Below are 26,503 nucleotides of genomic sequence, written 5' to 3'. Positions count from 1 at the left end.
TATGAAACAGAACGCCACACCACCCGAAAAAATCCGGGCGGGGCTGTTCGTGGTTTCAGAACCAACACAGTGGACGCGAGCCTCTATGGACAAGCCCTCGGCCTATTAGTACCGGTCACCTCCACACGTTACCGTGCTTCCAGATCCGGCCTATCAACCCAGTCGTCTACTGGGAGCCTTACCCCATCAAGTGGGTGGGAGTCCTCATCTCGAAGCAGGCTTCCCGCTTAGATGCTTTCAGCGGTTATCCCTCCCGAACGTAGCCAACCAGCCATGCCCTTGGCAGAACAACTGGCACACCAGAGGTTCGTCCGTCCCGGTCCTCTCGTACTAGGGACAGCCCTTCTCAAGACTCCTACGCGCACAGCGGATAGGGACCGAACTGTCTCACGACGTTCTAAACCCAGCTCGCGTACCGCTTTAATGGGCGAACAGCCCAACCCTTGGGACCGACTCCAGCCCCAGGATGCGACGAGCCGACATCGAGGTGCCAAACCATCCCGTCGATATGGACTCTTGGGGAAGATCAGCCTGTTATCCCCGGGGTACCTTTTATCCGTTGAGCGACGGCGCTTCCACAAGCCACCGCCGGATCACTAGTCCCGACTTTCGTCCCTGCTCGACCCGTCGGTCTCACAGTCAAGCTCCCTTGTGCACTTACACTCAACACCTGATTGCCAACCAGGCTGAGGGAACCTTTGGGCGCCTCCGTTACCCTTTAGGAGGCAACCGCCCCAGTTAAACTACCCATCAGACACTGTCCCCGATCCGGATCACGGACCCGGGTTAGACATCCAGCACGACCAGACTGGTATTTCAACGACGACTCCACCTGAACTGGCGTCCAAGCTTCAAAGTCTCCCAGCTATCCTACACAAGCCGAACCGAACACCAATATCAAACTGTAGTAAAGGTCCCGGGGTCTTTCCGTCCTGCTGCGCGAAACGAGCATCTTTACTCGTAGTGCAATTTCACCGGGCCTATGGTTGAGACAGTCGAGAAGTCGTTACGCCATTCGTGCAGGTCGGAACTTACCCGACAAGGAATTTCGCTACCTTAGGATGGTTATAGTTACCACCGCCGTTTACTGGCGCTTAAGTTCTCAGCTTCGCCCACCCGAAAGTGAGCTAACCGGTCCCCTTAACGTTCCAGCACCGGGCAGGCGTCAGTCCGTATACATCGCCTTACGGCTTCGCACGGACCTGTGTTTTTAGTAAACAGTCGCTTCTCGCTGGTCTCTGCGGCCACCCCCAGCTCGAGCAGCAAATGCTCTCACCAAGCGTGGCCCCCCTTCTCCCGAAGTTACGGGGGCATTTTGCCGAGTTCCTTAACCATAGTTCACCCGAACGCCTCGGTATTCTCTACCAGACCACCTGAGTCGGTTTAGGGTACGGGCCGCCATGAAACTCGCTAGAGGCTTTTCTCGACAGCATAGGATCATCCACTTCACCACAATCGGCTCGGCATCAGGTCTCAGACTATTGCCAGGCGGATTTACCTACCTGACGTCCTACACCCTTACCCCGGGACAACCACCGCCCGGGATGGACTACCTTCCTGCGTCACCCCATCACTCACCTACTACCACCTTGGGCCGGCGGCTCCACCACTCCCCTTTGCCCGAAGGCTCCGGGGCGGCTTCACGGCCTTAGCATTAATGGGCTCGATGTTTGACGCTTCACAGCGGGTACCGGAATATCAACCGGTTATCCATCGACTACGCCTGTCGGCCTCGCCTTAGGTCCCGACTTACCCTGGGCAGATCAGCTTGACCCAGGAACCCTTAGTCAATCGGCGCACACGTTTCCCACGTGTGAATCGCTACTCATGCCTGCATTCTCACTCGTCAACCGTCCACAACTACCTTCCGGTGCTGCTTCACCCGGCAGACGACGCTCCCCTACCCATCACAACACCCGTTAGGGCTATATGCTGCAATGACACGACTTCGGCGGTACGCTTGAGCCCCGCTACATTGTCGGCGCGGAATCACTAGACCAGTGAGCTATTACGCACTCTTTCAAGGGTGGCTGCTTCTAAGCCAACCTCCTGGTTGTCTGTGCGACTCCACATCCTTTCCCACTTAGCGTACGCTTAGGGGCCTTAGTCGATGCTCTGGGCTGTTTCCCTCTCGACCATGGAGCTTATCCCCCACAGTCTCACTGCCGCGCTCTCACTTACCGGCATTCGGAGTTTGGCTAAGGTCAGTAACCCGGTAGGGCCCATCGCCTATCCAGTGCTCTACCTCCGGCAAGAAACACACGACGCTGCACCTAAATGCATTTCGGGGAGAACCAGCTATCACGGAGTTTGATTGGCCTTTCACCCCTAACCACAGGTCATCCCCCAGGTTTTCAACCCTGGTGGGTTCGGTCCTCCACGAAGTCTTACCTCCGCTTCAACCTGCCCATGGCTAGATCACTCCGCTTCGGGTCTTGAGCGTGCTACTCCAACGCCCTATTCGGACTCGCTTTCGCTACGGCTACCCCACACGGGTTAACCTCGCAACACACCGCAAACTCGCAGGCTCATTCTTCAAAAGGCACGCAGTCACACCAAAGTGCTCCCACGGCTTGTAGGCACACGGTTTCAGGTACTATTTCACTCCCCTCCCGGGGTACTTTTCACCATTCCCTCACGGTACTATCCGCTATCGGTCACCAGGGAATATTTAGGCTTAGCGGGTGGTCCCGCCAGATTCACACGGGATTTCTCGGGCCCCGTGCTACTTGGGTATCTTCCAAACGAGCCGCTGACGTTTCGACTACGGGGGTCTTACCCTCTACGCCGGACCTTTCGCATGTCCTTCGTCTACATCAACGGTTTCTGACTCGTCCCACGGCCGGCAGACCGCAGAAGAAAGAACCCACAACCCCGCACACGCAACCCCTGCCGGGTCTCACACGTATACGGTTTGGCCTCATCCGGTTTCGCTCGCCACTACTCCCGGAATCACGGTTGTTTTCTCTTCCTGAGGGTACTGAGATGTTTCACTTCCCCTCGTTCCCTCCACACTGCCTATGAGTTCAGCAGCGGGTGACAGCCCATGACGACTGCCGGGTTTCCCCATTCGGAAACCCCCGGATCAAAGCCTGGTTGACGACTCCCCGGGGACTATCGCGGCCTCCCACGTCCTTCATCGGTTCCTGGTGCCAAGGCATCCACCGTGCGCCCTTAAAAACTTGGCCACAGATGCTCGCGTCCACTGTGCAGTTCTCAAACAACGACCAACCACCCATCACCCCGGACCAAAATCCGAGTTCACTGGGGCCGGCGCCGAAGGACGACCAAACGGCCGCACCCTCAGACACCCAACAGCGTGCCCGACACACTCGCCGACAAGATCCGCGTTCCACGCCGAAGCAGTACTAACGCCCTCATCCATCCGAAGTGTGCCGAATAGTCAACGTTCCACCCATGAGCAACCAGCATCGAACGTTCGCCGATGTACTGGCCTCTGACCAACCGAAGTCGGTGAGAAGTGCTCCTTAGAAAGGAGGTGATCCAGCCGCACCTTCCGGTACGGCTACCTTGTTACGACTTCGTCCCAATCGCCAGTCCCACCTTCGACAGCTCCCTCCCCGAGGGGTTGGGCCACCGGCTTCGGGTGTTACCGACTTTCGTGACGTGACGGGCGGTGTGTACAAGGCCCGGGAACGTATTCACCGCAGCAATGCTGATCTGCGATTACTAGCGACTCCGACTTCATGGGGTCGAGTTGCAGACCCCAATCCGAACTGAGACCGGCTTTTTGAGATTCGCTCCACCTCACGGTATCGCAGCTCATTGTACCGGCCATTGTAGCACGTGTGCAGCCCAAGACATAAGGGGCATGATGACTTGACGTCGTCCCCACCTTCCTCCGAGTTGACCCCGGCGGTCTCCCGTGAGTCCCCAGCACCACAAGGGCCTGCTGGCAACACGGGACAAGGGTTGCGCTCGTTGCGGGACTTAACCCAACATCTCACGACACGAGCTGACGACAGCCATGCACCACCTGTACACCGACCACAAGGGGGCACCCATCTCTGGATGTTTCCGGTGTATGTCAAGCCTTGGTAAGGTTCTTCGCGTTGCGTCGAATTAAGCCACATGCTCCGCCGCTTGTGCGGGCCCCCGTCAATTCCTTTGAGTTTTAGCCTTGCGGCCGTACTCCCCAGGCGGGGCACTTAATGCGTTAGCTGCGGCACCGACGACGTGGAATGTCGCCAACACCTAGTGCCCACCGTTTACGGCGTGGACTACCAGGGTATCTAATCCTGTTCGCTCCCCACGCTTTCGCTCCTCAGCGTCAGTAATGGCCCAGAGATCCGCCTTCGCCACCGGTGTTCCTCCTGATATCTGCGCATTTCACCGCTACACCAGGAATTCCGATCTCCCCTACCACACTCTAGCCTGCCCGTATCGACTGCAGACCCGGAGTTAAGCCCCGGGCTTTCACAATCGACGCGACAAGCCGCCTACGAGCTCTTTACGCCCAATAATTCCGGACAACGCTTGCGCCCTACGTATTACCGCGGCTGCTGGCACGTAGTTAGCCGGCGCTTCTTCTGCAGGTACCGTCACTCTCGCTTCTTCCCTGCTGAAAGAGGTTTACAACCCGAAGGCCGTCATCCCTCACGCGGCGTCGCTGCATCAGGCTTGCGCCCATTGTGCAATATTCCCCACTGCTGCCTCCCGTAGGAGTCTGGGCCGTGTCTCAGTCCCAGTGTGGCCGGTCGCCCTCTCAGGCCGGCTACCCGTCGTCGCCTTGGTGAGCCGTTACCTCACCAACAAGCTGATAGGCCGCGGGCTCATCCTGCACCGCCGGAGCTTTCCAACCTCCCAGATGCCCAGGAGGCTCGTATCCGGTATTAGACCCCGTTTCCAGGGCTTGTCCCAGAGTGCAGGGCAGATTGCCCACGTGTTACTCACCCGTTCGCCACTAATCCACCCCGAAGGGCTTCATCGTTCGACTTGCATGTGTTAAGCACGCCGCCAGCGTTCGTCCTGAGCCAGGATCAAACTCTCCGTGAATGTTTACCGGATATCCGGTCGAACACCACGAGAGCGGGACCAGGAGGAGGAATAATCCCCCCGGTCCACAGCGTCCTCGCTGTGTTATTTCAAAGGAACCTCGCCCCAGCAGACGCTGGAGACGGGGTATCAACATATCTGGCGTTGACTTTTGGCACGCTGTTGAGTTCTCAAGGAACGGACGCTTCCTTCGTACTCACCCTCTCGGGCTTTCCTCCGGGCGCTTCCCTTCGGTGTTTCCGACTCTATCAGACCATTTCGCGATCCGATTTCCTCGGTGCTTTCCAGGTTTACGCTCTCGCGTTTCCCTTTCCGGCGGACCCGACTTTATCAGAGTTTTCGGAGCCGATTAACCGGCGACCTTTTCTGAATCATCGGGATTGGCTTCCCGGGATCGATGCCCCGGAAGCAGCTAGACGCTCACTGTCGCCGGTGGACCAGGCCACCTCTAGGCAACTGTTCGAATCTACCTCCCCACTCGTGCCGTGTCAACAGCTCTCGTGGGGCGAAGAGGAGACTAGCAGGCCAACGCGGGGAGACGCACATCCGGCGGCGCCGGTCACCCGGCTGATCGCCTCACGCCGCCGTCGGCACCGTCGCGCTGCGCTCGGCCGCCGCCAGATCGCCGGTGTCCCCTGCACGTGCCGCCCGGCCGCCGAGGACGAAGACGTATGTGAGGAAGGCCAGCTCGGCGACGATGCCGATGCCGATGCGGGCCCAGGTCGGAAGACCGGACGGGGTCACGAAGCCTTCGATGGCTCCCGACACGAACAGGACCAGTGCCAGGCCGATCGCCATGCCCAGGGCCGCCCGGCCTTCCTCGGCGAGCGCGGTACGCCGGGAGCGGGGTCCCGGGTCGATCACGGTCCAGCCGAGCCGCAGGCCCGTTCCGGCGGCCACGAAGACCGCCGTCAGTTCCAGCAGGCCGTGGGGAAGGAGGAGGCCCAGGAAGTGGTCCAGGCGGCCCGCGGAGGACATCAGGCCGATGCCCACCCCCAGGTTCAGCATGTTCTCGAGCAGGATGTACAGGACCGGAAGCCCCAGGAAGATCCCGAGGACCAGGCACAACGCGGTGGCCTGGGCGTTGTTCGTCCACACCTGCGCCGCGAAGGAGGCCGCGGGATGGCTGGAGTAGTACGTCTCGTACTCACCGCCGGGACGCGTCATGGCGCGCAGGTTGGCGGGTGCCCCGATCGCCGCCTGGACCTCGGGGTGGGTGCCGATCCACCAGCCGAGGAGCGCCGCCACCGCCGTGGAGATCAGTGCCGTGGGTATCCACCAGTGCCGCGAACGGTAGACCGCGGCGGGGAAGCCGTGGGCGAGGAACCGGGTGACATCGCGCCACGAGGCCTGGCGTGTGCCGGTGACGGCACTGCGCCCACGAGCCACCAGCCGGCTGAGCCGGCCCGTGAGCTGCGGGTCGGGTGCGCTGGACTGGATCACGGAGAGATGGGTGGCGGTGCGCTGGTAGAGGACGACGAGTTCGTCCGCCTCGGCTCCGTTCAGCCGTCGCCGGCGTCGGAGCAGGGTGTCGAGACGGTCCCACTCGGCGCGGTGGGTGGACACGAACACGTCGAGGTCCATGGGATGGGCTGCTCCTCGTCCTCTCGTACTGTGTGTCAGCTTGTCGTACTGCGGCGCGATGCGCCCTCAGCTTGGCAGACTGGCGTACCTCGGGGCAGGCCAGGGGAAGGACAACGAGCGTGAGTGAGCTAGTGACGGGCGAGGCGGTGGCGCTGGAACTGCGCCCTGCGAAGCTGCCGAGCCGGGTGCTGGCGGTGCTGCTCGACCTGGCAGTGGCGATGACCGTCTACATCCTCGTGACGATCGGGCTGGTCACGGCCACATCGGGTCTGGACGACGCCGCTCAGACCGCGCTGTCGATCGCGACCTTCGTCCTCCTGCTCGTGGGCGGTCCCATCGCGGTGGAGACGCTCAGCCACGGTCGTTCGCTCGGCAAGCTGGCATGCGGGCTGCGGGTGGTGCGGGACGACGGCGGGCCGATCAGGTTCCGGCACGCGTTGGTCCGGGGCGCGGTCGGTGTGATCGAGATCTTGATGACCTTCGGGGTCATCGCGTGCATCGCCTCCCTCGTGTCCGCGCGGGGCCGACGCCTCGGTGACGTGTTCGCGGGCACGCTGGTGGTGCGGGAGCGGGTTCCTGCGGGACGCGCGGGCCTCGTCCCCCCGCCGCCGCCGTGGCTGGCCGGACGGTTCTCCCAGCTGGACCTCTCGGCGGTGCCGGACGGGCTGTGGCTGGCGATCCGGCAGTACCTGACGCGGATGCAGCAGCTGGATCCGCAGGTCGGCTGGTCGATGGGGGAACGTCTCGCCTCGGACCTCACCGCGTACACGGGGACGCCTGCGCCGCACGGGATTCCCGCGGCGGCGTATCTGGCGGCGGTCATGCAGGAGCGACAGGTACGGGAGGCGCGCCGGGCGTTCGGGACCCCGGCAGCCGGCGGAGATCCGTCGGTCCCCGTCGTCGACGGCGGGTACCCGCCGCCTCAGCAGTGGGCGCCCGCTCCTTCGTCAGGAGGCGAGCATCGGCCGCCGCCCACGGCCGCGGGGTGCCCTTGGTCGGCTCCGGGGACGACCGCCGGTGACGACCGGCTCGGGGCACCGGGACAGGCCCGGCCGTACGCCCACCCCGGGCCAGTTCCCCCGGCTCCCGACACCTCGCGGGACGGGGAGCCCTCGGTGGTGCGTGCCGATCCGTCGGGGCACCGCGGCACGGGATTCGCGCCCCCCGCGTAGCCGGCCGCCGGGCGGTTGCCCGGACCGGTCGCCCGGCTCGGGGGTTCGTATGCCCGCCCCCGCCCTCGACGTGCCCGGCCCCGGCCCTCGACGCGCCCGGTTCCGCCGCGCCCGCCCTCACCGACCGCCGCGGCGCCCTTCCCGTCACATGGACTCGGACGGCGGCGACTCGAGATGTTCCAGCTCGATGCCGGGCGCCGCGAGCACCACGTCGCCGGAGATGTGGACGGTGTGCCGCTCCCCCGTGTCCAGGGCCGTGACCTGGTATTCGTCCACGATCAGCGGGGCGTTGTCAGTGGCGTGTGTTTCTCTTTCGACCAGAGCCCAGGACTGGTCCACGGTGCGGGGGGCGAGGACCGGATCCGTGAAGGCGACGAGGCGTACGCGTGTCGCGGGGGACGAGGGGGTGAGGCGCAGCAGTCGGGCGGTGGCGACGAGGAAGGCCGGAGACGTGCCGGTGAAGGCGTGGGCGCTGACGTTGCCTTCGGTTGCCTGGGTGCCGGTGGGGTCGGTGCGGACCCAGGTCACGCCGTCGAGGGCGGCGCCCCGTACCTGCCAGCTCGCGGCGTGCAGTTCGAGGCGGATGGGACGGCCGAGTTCGTCCAGGGCGAGGTCGACGGAGCCGGCGTGGTCGCCGGAGGGATACGTCAGCTGGGAGACATAGCGCCATCCGGACGGGCCGGGCGCGCAGTGGAAGTGTTCCTCGGCGAGGAGGGTGTGGTCGTGCGGGTCGTGAAGCGAATATCGGCCGCGGGGCATGGACGTCCTGGGTCGTGACGGGCTGGTCCGGCCAGTCTGCCTGGTCGGACCAAAGGGGCAGGCCCCCGGCACGGGGGTGCGGGGGCCTGCCTCGGTACCTGCTGCTGGTGGGGCGCGTCAGTGCACGGACGTGCTCACCCCGTGGCGCGTCGCTGGTGCGCGCACACCGCCGGTCGGTGGCGTGCGCGCCTGCCGGCGGCGTCCGTGATCAGTAGCGGTAGTGGTCCGACTTGAAGGGGCCTTCGACGTCGACGCCGATGTACGCCGCCTGCTCGGGGCGGAGCTCGGTGAGCTTCACGCCGAGCGCGTCCAGGTGGAGCCGGGCGACCTTCTCGTCGAGGTGCTTGGGCAGCGTGTACACACCGGTGGGGTACTCGTCGGGCTTGGTGAACAGCTCGATCTGGGCCAGCGTCTGGTCCGCGAAGGAGTTGGACATCACGAACGACGGGTGACCGGTGGCGTTGCCCAGGTTCAGCAGGCGGCCCTCGGACAGGACGATGATCTTCTTGCCGTCGGGGAAGGTCCAGGTGTGGACCTGCGGCTTGACCTCGTCCTTGACGATGCCGGGGACCTTGGCGAGACCCGCCATGTCGATCTCGTTGTCGAAGTGGCCGATGTTGCCGACGATCGCCTGGTGCTTCATCTTGGCCATGTCCGCGGCCATGATGATGTCCTTGTTGCCGGTCGTGGTGACGAAGATGTCGGCCTTGTCGACGACCTCGTCGAGGGTCGTGACCTGGTAGCCGTCCATGGCCGCCTGCAGCGCGCAGATCGGGTCGATCTCGGTGACGATCACACGGGCGCCCTGTCCGCGCAGGGACTCGGCGCACCCCTTGCCCACGTCACCGTAGCCGCAGACGACGGCGGTCTTGCCGCCGATGAGGACGTCGGTGGCGCGGTTGATGCCGTCGATCAGGGAGTGGCGGCAGCCGTACTTGTTGTCGAACTTCGACTTGGTGACGGCGTCGTTGACGTTGATCGCCGGGAACAGCAGGACGCCGTCGCGCTGCATCTCGTACAGGCGGTGGACGCCGGTCGTGGTCTCCTCGGTGACGCCGCGGATCTCGGACGCCAGCTGGGTCCACTTCTGGGGGGCCTCGCCCAGGGTGCGGTGGAGCAGCTGGAGGATGACGCGGTGCTCGTCGGACTCGGCGGTGTCGATCGCCGGGACCTTGCCGTCCTTCTCGTACTCGACGCCCTTGTGGACGAGGAGGGTGGCGTCACCGCCGTCGTCGAGGATCATGTTCGGGCCGCCGGTGGGGCTGTCCGGCCAGGTCAGCGCCTGCTCGGTGCACCACCAGTACTCCTCCAGCGTCTCGCCCTTCCAGGCGAAGACGGGGATGCCCTGGGGGTTGTCGGGGGTGCCGTTCGGGCCGACGGCGATGGCGGCGGCCGCGTGGTCCTGGGTGGAGAAGATGTTGCAGGAGGCCCAGCGGACCTGGGCACCCAGGGCCACCAGCGTCTCGATGAGCACGGCGGTCTGGACGGTCATGTGCAGGGAGCCGGTGACGCGGGCGCCGGCCAGCGGCTGCGTCTCGGCGTACTCCTTGCGGATCGCCATCAGGCCGGGCATCTCGTGCTCGGCGAGGGTGATCTCCTTGCGGCCGAACTCGGCCAGGGAGAGGTCGGCGACCTTGAAGTCCTGTCGGTTGTCGACAGTCGTCATTACGAGCTGCTCCTCGGGGTTGGGGCGAGGTGGGTACGGCTGGTCTGCGCGGCGGCGGACACAGGGGTGCCCGAAGAGGACACAGGCATGCCCACGTGCGCGCAGCGCAGTCCGTCGGAGGCCCTCTCTCCCTCGGCCGGTCCCCGGAGGGACCGCCCGACCGCCATCAGCAGCGACGTCTGGCTCGGCTCCCAAGCTACACCGGGCGGCCCCGGGCTCCCCAGTCCGCCTCCAAAGACGTCCGGATCCCGTGCCGTCACGGCGGCCGACTCAGTGACCCGCGGACTGGCCCGGGCCGCCGGGCGTCGCATCGGGATCCGCGCCCTTGGCGGCCTCCGCCTCGCTGTAGATGTCGGGTTCCAGATAGATGACGCGGGCGATCGGAACGGCGGCGCGGATGCGGGCCTCGGCGGCGTTGATCGCGGAGGCGATCTCCGCCGCCGTGTCGTCGTGCTTGACGTCGATCTTGGCGGCCACCAGCAGTTCCTCGGGGCCGAGGTGGAGCGTGCGCATGTGGATGATGCGGGGGACCGTGTCGCCGTCGACGATCGCGGCCTCGATCTCCTTGACCACCTCTGCGCCCGCGGCCTCACCCAGGAGCAGCGACTTGGTCTCGGCGGCGAGCACGAGGGCGATCAGCACCAGCAGCACGCCGATACAGACGGTGCCGATGCCGTCCCAGACGCCGTCGCCGGTGAGCAGCGAGATACCGACACCGCCGAGGGCGAGGACCAGACCGATCAGCGCACCGAAGTCCTCCAGGAGGACGACCGGAAGCTCGGGCGCCTTGGCCCGGCGGATGAACTGCGCCCAGGACAGCTTGCCGCGCAGTTCGTTGGATTCCTTTATCGCGGTACGGAAGGAGAACCCCTCGGCGATGATCGCGAAGACGAGCACGCCCACCGGCCAGTACCAGTGCTCGACCTCGTGCGGGTGGCTGATCTTCTCGATGCCCTCGTAGATGGCGAACATGCCACCGACCGTGAACAGGACGATCGAGACGAGGAAGGCGTAGATGTAGCGCTCGCGTCCGTAGCCGAAGGGATGCTGCGGGGTGGCCTCACGCTGGGCCCGCTTGCCGCCGATCAGCAGCAGGAACTGGTTTCCGGAGTCGGCGAGCGAGTGGACGCCCTCGGCGAGCATCGACGATGAGCCACTGAAGGCGAACGCCACGAACTTCGATGCCGCGATCGCGAGGTTGGCGCCGAGTGCCGCCACGATCGCCCTGGTGCCGCCTGACGCGCTCATATGTTCGCGTTGTCCCTTCGTAGCCGTCCCACCCCGGACCCTCGCATCCTTGCGTACGCCGCCCTGGGCTTTGCCCGTCCTTTGCCGGTGGGCCATTGTTGCAGCCGGGTCGGGCGGCACTGCGCCGGACCGGCATGACGACGGCCCACCGCCCGGGTCAGGCGACGACCGTGGCCCGGAAGACCGTGCCGGCGCCGGACACCTCGGCCGTTTCGCCGGCCGGTACGAAGACCGACTGGCCGGCGGCGAGCAGGAGTTCCCCGGCGCGAACGGTACCCGCGGTGCACAGCAGGATCTGAGGGGTCGCACGGGTCAGCTCGCGCGGGGCGGCACCCTCCGCCAGGACGTACCGGGAGAGGCGGAACTCGTCGATGGGGGTCTCGTAGACCTCCTCGCCGTCGTCGGACGCCTCCGGGCGCAGCACGCCCGGGTCGCTCGCCTCGAAGCGGACGATGCGCAGCAGCTCGGGGACGTCGACGTGCTTGGGGGTCAGTCCGCAGCGCAGGACGTTGTCGGAGTTGGCCATGATCTCGACGCCGAGGCCGTTGAGGTAGGCGTGCGGGACGCCGGCGCCGAGGTACAGGGCCTCGCCGGGCTGGAGCTGCACATGGTTGAGGAGCATGGCCGCGATCACGCCCGGGTCGCCGGGGTAGTGGTGGGCGATGTCGGCGTACGGGGCGTAGGCACCGCCGAGGCGGGCGCAGGCGGTCGCCGCCTCGCCGACCGTGTGGGCCATGGCCTCGGGGTCGGCGCTCAGGACGGCCGTGAGGACCTCCCGCAGGGCGTCCTCCTCGGGGTGCGCGTGCAGCAGGTCCACATAGGGCTTGAGGGAGTCCACGCCGAGGCCCGCGAGCAGCTCGGCGGCCTCGTCGGGCGCGCGGAAGCCGCACAGCCCGTCGAACTCGGTGAGCGCGCAGATCAGCTCGGGCTTGTGGTTGGCGTCCTTGTAGTTGCGGTGGGGGGCGTCGACCGGGATGCCGCGGCGCTCCTCATCGGCGTAGCCCTCCTTCGCCTGCTCCAGGTCGGGATGCACCTGGAGGGACAGCGGGGCGCCCGCGGCGAGGATCTTCAGCAGGAAGGGCAGCCGGGGACCGAACCGGGCGACGGTTCTGCTGCCCAGCTCCTCCTCCGGCGCCTTGTCGATCACCTCGTTCAGGGGGCCGCGCGGGGTGCGCGAGGGCGCGCCCGGGTGGGCGCCCATCCACATCTCCGCCTGCGGCTCACCGGTCGGCTCCTCGCCCAGGAGCCGGGGGATGGCGGTGGTCGAGCCCCAGGCGTAGGGGCGGACGGTGTTCTCGAGGCGATCCATGGGTGTCTTTTCTCCGTACGTGCACTGTTCGGCGGCGCTGGTCCAGCAGGCGTGAGCCCAGGTCAGGCCCCTGAGGCGAGCGCCACGTAAACAGCGGCGAAATCGGTGATGGCGATCAGCTCGGCGAGGGTCTCCAGTTCGCTGCCGTCCTCGGGTTCGAGCTCGCTGATCGCCGTGTCGTGGCTGAGGGCCAGTTCGCGTGCGGCGGGGGCCGCGCTCAGGCCGCCGATCGGGCGGTCACGCAGGAGCACCACGCGGGCGTGCAGGGCCTGGGCCTCCTCGACGCGGTCGCGGAAGAAGTCGTCGGGGTCGGCTCCGGCCGCGAGTGCGCCGGACAGCAGGACGCTGTGCGAGCCGAGCGCCTCCGGCAGTTGTGCGGTGAGCGCGGGGCGGCCGGCGAGCTCTGCGAGCGCGGCGGCGAAGCGCTGGCCGGCCGGTGCGGCGGAGACGCCCTCCGTCCAGATCACGGGGAGGGACTCGGCCAGCTCGGCGGCGAGGTTCTTCGCGGGGTTGCTGTAGGTGGCGATGGCCGGACCGCAGCGCTCGGCGACCTGGTCGAGCCGGTCGGCCACCTTCCCCAGGGCGTCGGCCGGAGCGGACAGCAGCCCGGTGCGGTCGAGGAGGGCGAGCAGCGGGGTGAGCAGGGCCCAGAGCACACCCGGCGCGGACGCGGTGAGGGGCTGGTCCTGCTCGTACGGGGCGGTGGCCATCGGGACGAACAGGCCATGGGCACCGACCACCGCGTCCGTGATCGGCGAGCGGTCGGGGGCGACGGCGACGACCGTGCAGCCACGGCGGTAGGCCTGCTCGACGAGGATCGACAGGCCCGGCTCGGTGCCGTCGGGCGTGGCGATCAGCAGCAGGTCCACGGGGCCCGCCCAGCCGGGGAGGTCCCAGCGCAGGGCCCCGGCCGCCGGGGCGACGCCCGTGGGGTGGATCCGGGTGACCGGGCAGGCGGCGCCCGCGAGGGTGCCGAGCAGTTCGGCGACGCCCACGGAGGCGGTGCCCGGGCCCGCGATGAGGAGGGCGCGGGGACGGCCGTCGGGCTTCAGGTCGTTGACCCCCGCCTCGACGGCGTGCCGTACGGCGGTACGCACGCGCGCACCGGCCTCGGCGGCGCCGCGCAGCAGTGCGCGCCGGTCGGCACGCGCCAGCGCCTCGGGGTCGTCGAGCAGCGTTTCGTCCAGCATGGGCGACAGCCTCCGATCGGCGGGCCGTTACGCGGGGCGGCGGGCCTCGTCGACGAGCAGGACCGGAATGCCGTCCCGCACCGGGTAGGCGAGGCCGCAGTCCTGCGAGGTGCAGACCAGCTCGCTCTCCTCCTCCTTGAGGGGGGCGTGGCACGCCGGGCAGGCGAGGATCTCCAGGAGGCCGGCTTCGAGCGGCATGAAAGGTCCCTTCGGGCGGAGGCGCTGTGCCTGGTCAGACTACCGCTGCGGGGGCCTGCATGCGGTGGTTGGGCAGGTCCGGCCTCCCTTCCGCGCAGGAGGGGAGGCCGGCGGCCCCGGATGTCAGCCGCGGATGATCGCCAGTACCTCGTCCCGGATCTTCGCCATGGCCGCCTCGTCCTTCGCCTCCGCGTTCAGGCGGAGCAGCGGTTCGGTGTTGGAGGGGCGGACGTTGAACCACCAGTCGGCGGCGGAGACGGTCAGTCCGTCCAGCTCGTCCAACTCCAGGCCCTCGACGCCCTGGTAGGCCGCCTTGACCGCCGCGAGGCGGGCCTTCTGGTCGTCGACCGTGGAGTTGATCTCTCCGGAGCCCACATAACGGTCGTACTCGGCGACCAGCCGGGAGAGCGGCTGGTCCTGGCCGCCCAGCGCCGCGAGCACGTGCAGGGCGGCCAGCATGCCCGTGTCCGCGTTCCAGAACTCCTTGAAGTAGTAGTGCGCCGAGTGCTCGCCGCCGAAGATCGCGCCCGTGCGCGCCATCTCCGCCTTGATGAAGGAGTGGCCCACGCGCGTGCGGACCGGCGTCCCCCCGTGCTCCCGCACGACCTCGGGCACCGACCACGACGTGATCAGGTTGTGGATGACCGTGCCCTTGCCGCCGTTCTTGCCGAGTTCCCGCGCGGCGACCAGAGCCGTGATCGCGGACGGGGAGACCGGGTTGCCCTGCCCGTCCACGACGAAGCAGCGGTCGGCGTCGCCGTCGAAGGCGATGCCGATGTCGGCACCCTCCTCGCGTACCCGCTTCTGCAGGTCGACGATGTTGGCCGGGTCGAGCGGATTGGCCTCGTGGTTGGGGAACGTGCCGTCCAGTTCGAAGTACATGGGGACCAGGTCGATCGGCAGCCCGGCGAAGACGGTGGGCACGGTGTGCCCGCCCATGCCGTTGCCCGCGTCCACGACGACCTTCAGGGTGCGGATGGACGTCAGGTCGACGAGGGAGCGCAGGTACGCCGCGTAGTCGTCCAGGGTCTCGCGCTGTGTGATCGCCCCCGGCGTCTGCGCGGGCTCCGGTGCGCCCGAGTCCAGCCACTGCTCGACCAGTTCGCGGATCTCGGTCAGGCCCGTGTCCTGGCCGACCGGGGCGGCGCCGGCGCGGCACATCTTGATGCCGTTGTACTTCGCCGGGTTGTGCGAGGCGGTGAACATCGCGCCCGGCAGCCCGAACGCCCCCGACGCGTAGTACAGCTGGTCCGTCGAGCACAGCCCGATCTCGGTCACGTCCACGCCGCGTGCGGCCGCACCGCGCGCGAACGCCCGCGACAGCCCCGGGGACGAGGGACGCATGTCATGGCCGACGACGATGGCTCCCGCACCGGTCACCTGTGCGAAGGCGGCCCCGAAGAGCTCGGCGAGCGACTCGTCCCACTGGTCGGGAACGACACCGCGTACGTCATACGCCTTCACGATCTGCGACAGATCAGCAGCCACGACCAACCCTCCTGAGGTCTGAACAATGGGCCCCAAACTACCCGCTGGGACCGGGGCCGGGCGAAGCGGTCCGCCTCCCTGGCGAACAGTTCCCACGGAGTTCACACCAAGGCTCACCCGACACCGGGGCGCATCGGCACCGGAACCCGGGGGACACGCAATCCCCGGGGAGGCGGGGACGGGAGAACGGCGCGGTCGGCACCGCGCACGGGGAGCTGTCGCCGGAGACGGAACGCCGGGCGAGGGCCGGTCAGTTGTCCGGCGAGCGCAGCACCCGCAGATGGCCGCGCCGCGCGACCTCCATCGGATCCGCCGTACGGCCACCGCCGCCGCCCGCCTCGGCCGCGCGCTGTTGCGGACGGGCGGCCTCCCGTACGGCGTTGGCGAGTGCTTCGAGGTCGTCGCCGCTGGGGCGGGCCGGGGTCGAGCCGTCCAGAAGGCGGACGACCTCCCAGCCGCGCGGTGCGGTCAGGCGCTCGGAATGCTCGGCGCACAGGTCGTAGCAGTGGGGTTCGGCGTAGGTGGCGAGCGGGCCGAGGACCGCGGTCGAGTCGGCGTAGACGTACGTCAGCGTCGCTACGGCAGGACGGCCGCAAGCGGTGCGCGAACAGCGACGTACAGGGCTCACGACGTTGGACGGTACCGCACTCTTGAGCGGGCCGCGACGACTCTCCCCCAGGTCACTCCACCGTGTCGTGCTGTGAGGCGGCCCACAGACCCTCTCGTCTCGTACGGTCTGACCTGCGCGGACCCGCCGCGTGCGGCCGCCGGGCGCCCGGGGAACCGGTCACCACTTAGTGCAAACCTCGACAATTCTCATGAGGTCGGCGGTCCATGGGAGATACCGAATCGAGCCCAAGCTTGGCTGGAATGGTCATCATGCGACACGAGGTGCGCCTCGGGACACCTTCGTGACCCCGGCCGCGGCGAGCCGGTTGGACAGATCGGCATCGGGGGGCCACGAGGTGTGTGGGGCAGGGCGCGGCGCCCCCGCTGGGACTACGCTTCGACAGTGATGGACACCCCTGTAACGCCCCGCGACGCCGCACCCGGGCCCCGCCGCCGCGATCGTCACGGCAGAGGCATGCGCGGCCCCGTGGCCCCGCCCCAGGTTCCCCTCTCGGCGAGCCGCGCCGAGGTGTTCGCGGACCTGGTGCAGGACTCCGTGGAGCGTCTGGAAAGGCACTGGCCGCAGCTCGCCGACATCGACTTCCTCGTCCTGGAGGTGCCGCGGCTCGACGGCACCCCCGGCGCCTGGGACGACGAGGCGGTCCCGCTCGGGGGCACGATCCCGGCCCGCGAGGGCCGCCGGGCGCGCGTGGTCGTCTACCGCCGCCCGGTCGAGATCAGGACGAAGGGCCGCGACGAGCGCGCCGCCCTGGTCCATGAGGTCGTGGTGGAGCAGGTGGCGGAGCTGCTCGGGCTGACCCCGGAGACGGTCGACCCGCGCTACGGCGAGGACTGATCCAGGGCCGTACCGGGGCCGGGCCGGCTGCCGGGGCCCGCAGGCCCCGCCGTCACTTCTTCAGCAGCACCGACAGGTCCTCGTCCGCCTGCGGCACCGCGACCGTCCCCCGGTCGTCGGGAAGGGTCTGCACCGTGAACGCCGGCACGCCCTCCATGGTCGTCTGGAGGATGCGGGCGGCATGGACGGGCCCGCCCGAGACCGGCTCGACCGTGAGCGCATAGGTGCCCTTGAGGCCACTCGGCACGGGCGCCTCCACGTTCTGGGTCGTACCGCCCTTGATCGTGAACTCCTTGGTCGCCGCGGTGCCGCCCTCGCTGCCCGCCGAGGCGGTCACCTTGACCGTGGCGGAGCCGCCCACGGCGGTCAGCGCGAGGGTGCTGCCCTTGGCGCTGTTGTCCGCGACCGACGCACGCGTACCGACCGGGGCGGTCGCCGGGATGAAGGCCGACTCCTGCTTGTCGCCCTTGCCCCGGACCACCCGCAGGGCGGCCACCACCGGGACGGGGGTGTCGCCGGCGGACAGCACCAGGGAACCCGCCTCGCCGCGCGTGAGCGGGCCGAGATCCACCGCCGTGGTCATGCCGCCCTTCACGTGCAGCGTCTCGTTCCCGGCAGGGGTGATCTGCCCGGAGGGCGAGGCGAGACGCACCTTCAGATCGGCGTCGGCGTCCCCGGGCGCGAAGGCGATCAGGCGGACGTCCGTGGCGTCCTTGGGGATGCCGGGCAGCACGAGCGAGCTCGCCGGGTCCGTGGAGGCGGGCAGCCAGTCGCCGCCCAGCTTGTCGTCGAGGGCCAGAACGGCGGCGGCGACCCGGCCGCTGCGGACGCTGACGTGGACCGTGAGGTCGTTCTCCTTGGCCGCGCTGAGCGTGGACAGCAGGACCGGCTCGGTGGAGTGCGGCTGGACGGTGATGCCCTCGCCGACCACCGACTTGAGGTTGCCGTCCTTGCCGTACAGCTCGATGTCGACGACCGCGGCGGAGTCGTCCGGGTTGGTCAGGTGCACGTAGTCGGTGCGGGAGGCGGCGGTGCTGGCGCCCGGGAACCAGAACTCCGTGTCCGGGGCGGTGCAGTTGGTGCCCAGCAGCCCACGACCGGTGCCCGCGGCGACCTGGGTCGTCTCCTGGACCGTCCAGCCGGGTGCGAACCGGCCCGTGGCCGTGCCGATCAGCGCGGGCGTGTCCGAGCCCGAGCCGTCCCCGGTGACCGGTGTCCCGGGCGCCTTGGGGGTCACGGTGGGCGCATCGGACTTCTTCTTGCTCTTGCCGCTCTTTCCGTCCTTGCCGCCCTTGCCGCTCTGGGAGGAGCCCGAGGTGTCCCCCGACTGCTCGCCGGCTGCGACGAGTTCGGCCTTGCCGCCGCCGTCCGTGCCCTGCGCGACCGGCGTGAAGGACGTGTACGTGGTGTCGGCGATGTCGGAGGTGCTCGGCTCGGGGCACAGCAGCCGGGTCTGCTCCACGGGCAGCCGGGCAGCCGGCTTCGCGGCGCCGTTGCCGGACGCGGACGGAGCCGTGAGCGCCGCGAAGCCGGTGACCGCGGCGAGCGCGGTCGTGCCGGCGATCAGGGACAGGGTCGTGCGCTTCACTGCTGGCTCCCGTCGGGGCGCTCCTGGTCGGTGCCGTGCGCCGGGTCGTACGGCATGGCGTAGCCCTGGTTGTACGTCTGGTCGTACTGCGCCGGGTTCCCGTAGGCGTAGGGGTCGTACTGGGCACCCTGATAGGGGTCGGCCTGGTACGGCTGCTGCTCGTAGGTGCCCTGCGCGTACTGCTGCGGAACGCCCTGGTACTGCTCGCCGCCGTAGGTGCCGTACTCGCCGTTCCCGTAGCCGCCCGTGTCCCACTCGTCGTACACCGGCTGCTGCGGGACCTCCGCGGGCTGCTCCTCCTCAGGCGGCGGTGGCGCGTCGGCGTCCTGTGCCTGTTCCTCCGCCTCGGCCTGGGCGCGCAGCCGGCGGGCACGGCGGCCCTCGCCGGTGGTGTCCTGGGCGGGCACGAACTGCTCCTCGGGGAGGTCGTCGTCGACATCGCGGCGGCGGCCGGGCAGCGCCAGCACCAGCACGACGACGGCGAGCGCGCCCTGAGCCCACAGCCATGCGGTGTGGCCGATGGGTGTGTCGTACGTGACGTCCAACGTGCCGCCGGAGGAGGGCAGTTCGAAGCCCTGGGCCCAGCCGTCGACCGTGGTGCGGGTCAGCGGCCTGCCGTCCAGGGTCGCGGTCCAGCCGGCGTCCGCGGTGTCGGCGATCCGCAGCACGCGGCCCTCGGCACCGGACGGGATCTTCGAGTGGATGTCGACGGGTCCGGCCGGGACGGCCTCCGGCGCGGCGGACCCGCTCACGATCGCCGCCCGGGAGACCTGCCGGTCCACCCGCCACAGGGCGCTGCCGTCCTGCTGGCTGAGCCGGGTCAGGCCGGGCGTGGCGTCCAGCACCCGGCTGATCTCGCGCGGAGCGCCCTTGCGGACGAGGACGTAACGCACGGCGAAGCCGCCGAGCTCGTCGGCCTGGTCGGCGCCGGAACCCGCGACGAGATTGGCGACGACCTTGTCGAGGTTTCTGTTCTCGCCGTCCTGCGTGGCGAGTTCACCGTCGCCGAGGCGGGCGCCGGAACCGCGGACCAGTGTGTACCCGACGCGTGCGGTGGACGGGCTGTCGAGGACGAGGGTCCGGGCCTGGTCGGAGGTGCCGCCCTCCTCGGCCACGAATGCGGGCACCTGCACGGCGTCGCGCCGCTCCAGAGGCCCGTCGGCACCGCGGATCATCCAGCCGGCGGCGATGAGCAGGGGACCGGCCGCGGAGGCGAACGCGATGAGCGCGGCGACGGGCTGACGCCAGCCGAAGCTCTGCTCGGCCACGCGCTCCTGGGCGCCGTCGGCGCCGACGACCGCGGCGGACAGCAGGGCCAGACCGTAGACGAGGGTCGCGGGTCCGGCCCAGGCGGAGCCGTTGGACAGGACCGCGAAGACGAGGGCCACCAGCGCGACCGCCCACGCCGTCCGGATGCCGGCCGCTCGCTCGGAGCGCATCAGGGCGGCCAGCGCGGCGAGCACGATGCCGATCAGCATCAGCCCGCTGACGGTGCCGGGACCGCCCGGACTCGCACCGAGCAGGTCGGAGGCGGAGGCCGCGCTCCCGCCGTAGTCGAGACCCGCTTCCTTGAAGAAGCCGAAGGGCAGCAGCGACAGCGACCAGGGGGCGAGGAGCAGCAGCGGGGTGCCCAGCAGGACGAGGAAACGCAGGCCGTAGGCGGCGATGTCGCTCCTGCGCACCGCGAGCAGCGCGACGCCGAGCACGAGGGCGATCGGCCACACGATGGGGGTGAACGCGGTGGTGATCGTCAGCAGCAGGGCGTAGGCCCAGGTGGCGCGCCAGCTGCCGCGGGCGCCCGAGGCGTGGGCGAGCCCTGCGGCGGCGACGGCCGCGCGCGCGATGAGCGGCAGCAGGATCGCGAGGACCGCCGTGCCGATGCGGCCGCCCGCCAGCGCGCCGGTGGCGGCGGGCAGGAAGGCGTAGGCGACGGACGCCCACGCACGCAGCAGCCGCGACTCGACGAGCGGCCGCGAGGCGAAGTACGCCGTGAGGCCGGCCAGCGGCACGGAGCAGACGAGCAGCACCGTGACCGCGAGTCCGGTGGAGCCGAACAGGATGCTCGACAGCAGGGCGACGAGGGCGAGGTAGGGCGGCGCGGACTGGGTGCCGCCCGCACCGACCGGATGCCAGGCGTCGAGAAACCGCGACCACAGCTCGGAGGAGTCGGCGGGCGCGGGCAGCATCGCTCCGCCGGCAAGCGCGCCACCGCCCAGCAGGGCGCGGCAGGCGATGAGGGAGAAGACCAGGAGGACGACGAAGAGCACAGGTCCGGGCTTGCGGCCGATGCGCTTGAGCCGGGCGAACTGCTCGACCTCCAGGAAGTCGGCGTCGTCACCGCCGGGTCCGGACTCCAGGCCCGCGCCGTGCCTGCCGGCCGCGGAGACCTCGGGGTCGGAGCGACCCACCAGGTTGCTCGCGACCTGTTCGACGGTGGCCCGGACGGTCGCTCCGCGCGGCGGGAACAAGGGCCGCAGCTCGTCCTTGTCGACCAGCGGGCGGCCGCGCCTTCGGCGGCCGGCGATGATCCGCTCGGGCCGCAGCGCCGTGCCCAGCAGGCCGCGGATCTCGTCGAGCGCCTGTCCGGGCACCTTGCCGACGAGATAGGCCACCGTGCGCAGCAGGGTGCCGAGCACCAGCCGCAGCAGGATCCAGGGCAGCTGTGCCGTGCGTGCGTTGACAAGGAGGGTGTAGACGGCGCCCGCCTTGTCGACCTTGTGCGGGGAGGCCGCGGTGCGGCCGACGCAGTCGACGGCGCGGCGCTCGCGGGAGGCCGCCTCGGCGTGGCGCACGACCGCGTCGGGTGCGACGAGGACACGGTGTCCCGCCGCGTTGGCGCGCCAGCACAGGTCGACGTCGTCGCGCATCAGCGGCAGATGCCGGTCGAACCCGCCGAGCTCCTCGAAGACGTCGCGCCGGACGAGCATGCCGGCCGTGGAGACGGACAGCACCGGGCGGATGTGGTCGTGCTGGCCCTGGTCCTGTTCGCGGCGGTCCAGACCGGTCCAGCGGCGACCGGAGTTGGCGATGGTCACGCCGACCTCGAGAAGCTGCCGGCGGTCGTACCAGCCCCGGAGCTTGGGCCCGACGACGGCCACGTCGTCCCGGCCCAGTTCGAGTTCGTTCTCCACGAGGCGGAGCATCTCGGCGAGGGCGTCGGGTTCGGGCGCGCAGTCGTCGTGCAGAAGCCACAGCCAGTGCACCGGCTCGCCGTACGGCAACTCCGGCATCTCGTACGCCTCGTCCCGCCAGGTGCGGGTGGCGGGGTCCCAGCCGCTGGGGCGTTTGAGATAGGGAAGATCTTCGGGGCTCAGCACCGGCGCGCTGCGGTTCGCCTCTTCGACGGCCTGGCCGAAGCCGGTACGGCGGGCGAGGTGCAGGACGCGATCGGGGCCGAGGGCCTCGGTGAGCAGCTGTGCTGAGGCGTCCGCGCTGCCGGTGTCGGCAGCCACGGCGTACTGCACGGGGCGCTCCTGGCCGAGCAGCCCGGTGAGCGCGTCGGGCAGCCAGCGGGCGCCGTCGTGGGCGACGAGCACCGCGGTGACCACGTGACGCGGGAACTCTGGCATGGCGGCGTTGGGTTGGGCCGCCGTATGGCTGTGCACGGACATCGAGGTACGGGCCCCGGTTCGATGGACTGCGGTGGACGCCTGTGCCCCGAGGGGGCAGCGGGACGTCTCGGACGGAGGCCCACACTAACCGCTGGACAAGATCACCATCCGCCGCCTGTGGACAACCCCTCGGCGCCGGGCCGTTCGTTACGTATGGATGTGCGCCTTTCATCGCTCGCCGGAGGACCGGCGAGCGGCCCGTGTTCGCGCTCTTCCCGGGACGTCCTCGAGGACGGTTCGCGATCCGTGGGCGTCAGACCGCGGCCTTCTTCAGGCGCCTGCGCTCCCGCTCGGACAGACCGCCCCAGATGCCGAACCGCTCGTCGTTGGCGAGCGCGTACTCGAGGCACTCGGAGCGGACCTCACAGGCGAGGCAGACCTTCTTGGCCTCGCGGGTGGAGCCGCCCTTCTCGGGAAAGAAGGACTCGGGGTCGGTCTGGGCGCACAGCGCGCGCTCCTGCCAGCCGAGTTCCTCGTCCGCGTCGTCGACCAGCAGTTGCTGCACCAGCTCGGTCATGTGCGCCCCTCGTCAGTCTTTCGCGTCCCCGTGATGTAGCCGTTACCGATTTCGGCTGAACGACACGAGTGAAATTACAAGTGTGCCGATCCGGGCCAGTCAAGCCGAGATCTGCTATTGGGCCCCTTATTCACTCTGCGGAACCAAGGCTTTGCGGAAAGTGTTCAAATCGGCATAAACCCTGACAGCCATCGGGGGTCCACGCGAGCCGCCCGCCCCCACAGGGAAGGACGCCCACAAGTTCGATCTCGTTCCGGCGCGAACGGCGAAGCGAAACGGATCACAGTCGGATCACGAGATCGCAACGGCGTCCACACGTCCGGCGGTGCGCTCCATGTGTCCCTGACTCCCCCTGCACAAACCTTTCATCTGTCAGATGAACCGGATGGGGTGAAACACTTCCCACATTCCGGGACCGAAGTTGACAGCGAAGGTGTGAACCGATGTCCTAGTGAGCATGCTCGCGAACTCGGCTGCCGCCTCGACCCGCCCCGTCGGGTTGCTCGGCGCTGCCCGTGCTCGCTGTTGCTGTTCCGGCTGTTGAGCCTGCCCCACCGCTCCGGCCGCCCCTGAGTCCACACGACTCGGCTGTTGTTCCCCGCGCCCGTACCAGGGCCCGCGCCACGCCCGTGACCCGGGCGGACGGCACATGACACCCAGCCCCCCGCACTCTTCCGCCGAGGAACCACCGCACCCATGAACAGCGACAGCGACCTCCAGATCGCCGGCGACATCCTCGAAGTACCGCATCTGCTCCAGCCGCCGCGCGAGCACCCCTCCACCGTGGCCGAGTTCGCCGGTCTCGCCCGCGCCATCGCCGCCGACCGCTCCCGGTGGGCCTCCCTCGTGCAGTACGACGCCACGTCCCGCTGGTACCACCGGCTGCAGACCGGCCCGGGCTACGAGGTCTGGCTGCTGTCCTGGGTGCCCGGGCAGGGCAGCGGGCTGCACGACCACGGGCACTCGTCCGGCGTGCTGACCGTCCTGGACGGCGCACTCACCGAGCGCACGGAGCGCGCCACCCGCGCGTTGAGTGCGGGGGCGCAACGCGTGTTCGCGCCGGGATATGTGCACGAAGTGGTGAACGACACGCTGGAGCCGGCCGTGAGCCTGCACGTGTACTTCCCGGGGCTGACCGAGATGCCGATGCTCACTCCGTCCCTGCTCCGGCGCACCGGAGCGGCCCCGGTCTCGGCGTGCGCGGCCCACCGCGGCGGGACGGCGGACGCGGTCACCGCCTGAACGGGACCCCGCGCCGCGCCGGGTGTGCCGAGCCTCCACAACCGGGTCACACACTGTCCTGCCCGCCTGCAAGACTGGTTCCCATGCGCATTGTGGTTCTGGCAGGCGGCATCGGCGGTGCCCGGTTTCTTCGTGGTCTGAAGCGGGCGGTGCCCGACGCGGACATCACGGTCATCGGCAACACCGGCGACGACATCCACCTCTTCGGGCTGAAGGTCTGCCCGGACCTCGACACGGTGATGTACACCCTCGGCGGCGGCATCAACGAGGAACAGGGCTGGGGCCGGGCCGACGAGACCTTCCACCTCAAGGAGGAGCTCGCGGCCTACGGCGTCGGGCCGGAGTGGTTCGGGCTCGGCGACCGCGACTTCGCCACGCACATCGTGCGGACCCAGATGCTGGGCGCCGGCTATCCGCTCAGCACGGTCACCGAAGCGCTGTGCGACCGCTGGAAGCCGGGCGTCCGGCTCATCCCCATGTCGGACGACCGTGTCGAGACCCATGTCGCCGTCGAGTTGGACGGCGAGCGCAAGGCGATCCACTTCCAGGAGTACTGGGTGCGGCTGCGGGCCTCCGTGCCGGCCGAGGCGGTGGTACCCGTCGGCGCCGAGCAGGCGAAGCCCGCCCCGGGTGTCCTGGAGGCGATCGCGGAGGCGGACGTCGTCCTCTTCCCGCCGTCCAACCCCGTGGTCTCCGTCGGCACGATCCTCGCGGTGCCCGGGATCCGCGAGGCGATCGCGGACGCCGGGGTGCCGGTGGTGGGCCTGTCCCCCATCGTCGGCGACGCACCCGTGCGCGGGATGGCCGACAAGGTGCTCGCGGCGGTCGGTGTCGAGTCGACGGCCGCGGCGGTCGCCGAGCACTACGGCTCGGGGCTGCTGGACGGCTGGCTCGTGGACACGGTGGACGCGGGCGTCGTGGACCGTGTGGAGGCCGCGGGCATCCGCTGCCGCGCGGTGCCGCTGATGATGAACGACCTCGAGTCGACGGCCCGGATGGCCCGCGAGGCGCTGGCCCTCGCGCAGGAGGTGCGGACGGCGTGAGCGAAGCACCCGGCTACCGGATCTGGGCCCTGCCCGGGCTGCCCGAGGTACGTCCCGGGGACGACCTCGCCAAGCTGATCGCGGCCTGCGAGCCCGGTCTCGTCGACGGGGACGTCCTGCTCGTCACCTCGAAGATCGTGTCCAAGGCCGAGGGACGCGTCGTCCGTGCGGACGACCGGGAGGCCGCCATCGACGCCGAGACGGTGCGCGTCGTGGCCCGGCGCGGGCCGCTGCGGATCGTGGAGAACCGCCAGGGACTCGTGATGGCCGCCGCCGGGGTCGACGCCTCCAACACCCCGGCGGGGACCGTGCTGTTGCTGCCCGAGGACCCCGACGCCTCGGCGCGGACCCTGCGGCAGGGGCTGCGGGACACACTCGGCGTCGACGTCGGCGTGATCGTGACGGACACCTTCGGGAGGCCGTGGCGCACCGGGCTGACCGACGTCGCCGTCGGTGCCGCGGGCGTACGGGTCCTCGACGACCTGCGCGGCGGCACGGACGCGCACGGCAATCCGCTCGGCGCGACCGTCGTCGCCACCGCGGACGAACTGGCCGCCGCCGGCGATCTGGTCAAGGGCAAGGCCGCCGGGCTGCCGGTCGCCGTCGTGCGCGGCCTTTCCCATGTGGTGGCCGGGGACGACGGCGAGGGGGCCCGCGCGATGGTGCGCGTCGCGCGCGACGACATGTTCCGGCTGGGCACCTCCGAGGCGGTCCGGGAGGCGGTGACCCAGCGGCGGACGGTGCGGGCCTTCACCGACGAGCCCGTCGACCCCGGGGCCGTGCGCCGCGCGGTGGCCGCCGCCGTGACCGCTCCGGCACCGCACCACACGACGCCGTGGCGGTTCGTGCTCCTGGAGTCCGAGGAGTCGAGGACACGGCTGCTGGACGCGATGCGTGACGCCTGGATCGCCGACCTGCGGCGGGACGGGAAGACGGAGGAGTCGATCGCCAAGCGGATCCGGCGCGGGGACGTACTGCGCAACGCGCCCTTCCTGGTGGTGCCGTGCATGGTGACGGACGGCTCCCACACCTACGGCGACGCCAGGCGGGACGCGGCCGAGCGGGAGATGTTCGTGGTCGCGACCGGCGCCGGCGTGCAGAACCTGCTCGTCGCGCTCGCCGGGGAGCGGCTGGGCTCGGCCTGGGTGTCGTCGACCATGTTCTGCCGGGACGTCGTCCGCGAGGTGCTGGACCTGCCGCGGAACTGGGAGCCGATGGGCGCCGTGGCCGTGGGGCACCCCGCCGAGGAGCCGAGGCCCCGGCCGGAGCGGGACGCCCGGGCGTTCATCGAAGTGCGGTGAGCACACCCCTGGGCCGCGGCGCCGCGGCCCGGCCTGTATGACGCGGACTCCCGCCCCTCGCGGCACCCCGCCCTCTACCCTCGTAGGACAGCCCAGCATCACCAGG

Annotated in this window: 17 protein-coding genes and 2 rRNA genes; 5 read left to right on the top strand and 14 right to left on the bottom strand. The window is 69.2% G+C overall.

What is annotated here, in order from left to right:
* Window positions 1-85 precede the first annotated feature (85 nt).
* The 3 genes from ACSHXN_RS24640 to ACSHXN_RS24630 form a co-directional block, all read right to left on the bottom strand.
* Window positions 86-3,188 (bottom strand): 23S ribosomal RNA (locus ACSHXN_RS24640).
* A 304-nt stretch (window positions 3,189-3,492) separates the two neighbouring features.
* Window positions 3,493-5,016 (bottom strand): 16S ribosomal RNA (locus tag ACSHXN_RS24635).
* The 16S and 23S rRNA genes sit together here, the layout of an rRNA operon.
* 576 nt (window positions 5,017-5,592) lie before the next feature.
* Window positions 5,593-6,600 (bottom strand): stage II sporulation protein M, encoded by a 1,008-nt coding sequence (locus tag ACSHXN_RS24630; protein ID WP_355137693.1) that lies wholly within the window; start codon window positions 6,598-6,600, stop codon window positions 5,593-5,595.
* Between the two features lie 119 nt (window positions 6,601-6,719).
* Here ACSHXN_RS24630 and ACSHXN_RS24625 point away from each other — a divergent pair, with 119 nt between their 5' ends.
* A complete protein-coding gene (locus tag ACSHXN_RS24625; protein ID WP_438303708.1) occupies window positions 6,720-7,772 on the top strand; it encodes an RDD family protein in 1,053 nt (350 codons plus the stop codon).
* 144 nt (window positions 7,773-7,916) lie between these two features.
* Here the strand turns inward: ACSHXN_RS24625 and ACSHXN_RS24620 are convergent, their stop codons facing one another.
* The 8 genes from ACSHXN_RS24620 to ACSHXN_RS24585 form a co-directional block, all read right to left on the bottom strand.
* Window positions 7,917-8,531 (bottom strand): hypothetical protein, encoded by a 615-nt coding sequence (locus ACSHXN_RS24620; RefSeq protein WP_355137697.1) that lies wholly within the window; start codon window positions 8,529-8,531, stop codon window positions 7,917-7,919.
* Between the two features lie 208 nt (window positions 8,532-8,739).
* Complete coding sequence (gene ahcY, locus ACSHXN_RS24615; RefSeq protein ID WP_355137699.1) at window positions 8,740-10,197, bottom strand: adenosylhomocysteinase; 1,458 nt, start codon at window positions 10,195-10,197, stop codon at window positions 8,740-8,742.
* 270 nt (window positions 10,198-10,467) lie between these two features.
* Window positions 10,468-11,445 (bottom strand): cation diffusion facilitator family transporter, encoded by a 978-nt coding sequence (locus ACSHXN_RS24610; protein ID WP_438303707.1) that lies wholly within the window; start codon window positions 11,443-11,445, stop codon window positions 10,468-10,470.
* 157 nt (window positions 11,446-11,602) lie between these two features.
* Window positions 11,603-12,754: a mannose-6-phosphate isomerase, class I gene (gene manA / locus ACSHXN_RS24605; protein WP_438303706.1), complete on the bottom strand. Its 1,152-nt coding sequence runs from the start codon at window positions 12,752-12,754 to the stop codon at window positions 11,603-11,605.
* Window positions 12,755-12,816: 62 nt separating this feature from the next.
* Window positions 12,817-13,944, bottom strand: a complete 1,128-nt coding sequence (locus tag ACSHXN_RS24600) for an SIS domain-containing protein (protein ID WP_355137705.1) — start codon at window positions 13,942-13,944, stop codon at window positions 12,817-12,819.
* 27 nt (window positions 13,945-13,971) lie between these two features.
* Window positions 13,972-14,142 (bottom strand): Trm112 family protein, encoded by a 171-nt coding sequence (locus ACSHXN_RS24595; RefSeq protein WP_079050632.1) that lies wholly within the window; start codon window positions 14,140-14,142, stop codon window positions 13,972-13,974.
* A 123-nt stretch (window positions 14,143-14,265) separates the two neighbouring features.
* On the bottom strand, window positions 14,266-15,630 hold the full coding sequence (locus ACSHXN_RS24590; protein WP_355137707.1) for a phosphomannomutase/phosphoglucomutase: 1,365 nt from the start codon (window positions 15,628-15,630) through the stop codon (window positions 14,266-14,268).
* 250 nt (window positions 15,631-15,880) lie between these two features.
* A complete protein-coding gene (locus ACSHXN_RS24585; protein ID WP_059130798.1) occupies window positions 15,881-16,258 on the bottom strand; it encodes a DUF3499 domain-containing protein in 378 nt (125 codons plus the stop codon).
* Window positions 16,259-16,645: 387 nt separating this feature from the next.
* Between ACSHXN_RS24585 and ACSHXN_RS24580 the strand changes: the two genes are divergently transcribed.
* The gene (locus ACSHXN_RS24580; protein WP_438303705.1) at window positions 16,646-17,095 is read left to right on the top strand and encodes a metallopeptidase family protein; all 450 of its coding nucleotides are present in this window, start codon (window positions 16,646-16,648) and stop codon (window positions 17,093-17,095) included.
* 52 nt (window positions 17,096-17,147) lie between these two features.
* Here ACSHXN_RS24580 and ACSHXN_RS24575 read toward each other — a convergent pair whose 3' ends face one another.
* From ACSHXN_RS24575 to ACSHXN_RS24565, 3 genes are all read right to left on the bottom strand, one after another.
* Window positions 17,148-18,683, bottom strand: coding sequence for a DUF5719 family protein (locus tag ACSHXN_RS24575; protein WP_355137711.1), 1,536 nt, complete (start codon window positions 18,681-18,683; stop codon window positions 17,148-17,150).
* Window positions 18,680-22,294 carry a glycosyltransferase gene (locus tag ACSHXN_RS24570; RefSeq protein ID WP_361156831.1) on the bottom strand — a complete coding sequence of 1,205 codons (3,615 nt, stop codon included), beginning with the start codon at window positions 22,292-22,294 and terminating at the stop codon, window positions 18,680-18,682. Before ACSHXN_RS24570 ends, ACSHXN_RS24575 begins: the two co-directional genes overlap by 4 nt.
* A gap of 253 nt (window positions 22,295-22,547) precedes the next feature.
* Entirely contained in the window at window positions 22,548-22,811 is a 264-nt protein-coding gene (locus tag ACSHXN_RS24565) for a WhiB family transcriptional regulator (protein ID WP_003975777.1), read from the bottom strand.
* Window positions 22,812-23,507: 696 nt separating this feature from the next.
* Here ACSHXN_RS24565 and ACSHXN_RS24560 point away from each other — a divergent pair.
* From ACSHXN_RS24560 to ACSHXN_RS24550, 3 genes are all read left to right on the top strand, one after another.
* Window positions 23,508-24,053: a cysteine dioxygenase gene (locus ACSHXN_RS24560; RefSeq protein ID WP_355137715.1), complete on the top strand. Its 546-nt coding sequence runs from the start codon at window positions 23,508-23,510 to the stop codon at window positions 24,051-24,053.
* A gap of 83 nt (window positions 24,054-24,136) precedes the next feature.
* Complete coding sequence (gene cofD / locus ACSHXN_RS24555; protein WP_355137717.1) at window positions 24,137-25,096, top strand: 2-phospho-L-lactate transferase; 960 nt, start codon at window positions 24,137-24,139, stop codon at window positions 25,094-25,096.
* On the top strand, window positions 25,093-26,397 hold the full coding sequence (locus ACSHXN_RS24550) for a coenzyme F420-0:L-glutamate ligase (protein WP_355137719.1): 1,305 nt from the start codon (window positions 25,093-25,095) through the stop codon (window positions 26,395-26,397). The genes cofD and ACSHXN_RS24550 overlap by 4 nt, the downstream gene beginning before the upstream one ends.
* Window positions 26,398-26,503: the final 106 nt, after the last annotated feature.

It is taken from the genome of Streptomyces sp. HUAS TT11 (genome assembly GCF_051553595.1).
GTDB lineage: Bacteria > Actinomycetota > Actinomycetes > Streptomycetales > Streptomycetaceae > Streptomyces.
This window is presented reverse-complemented; position numbering and strand designations above follow the sequence as displayed.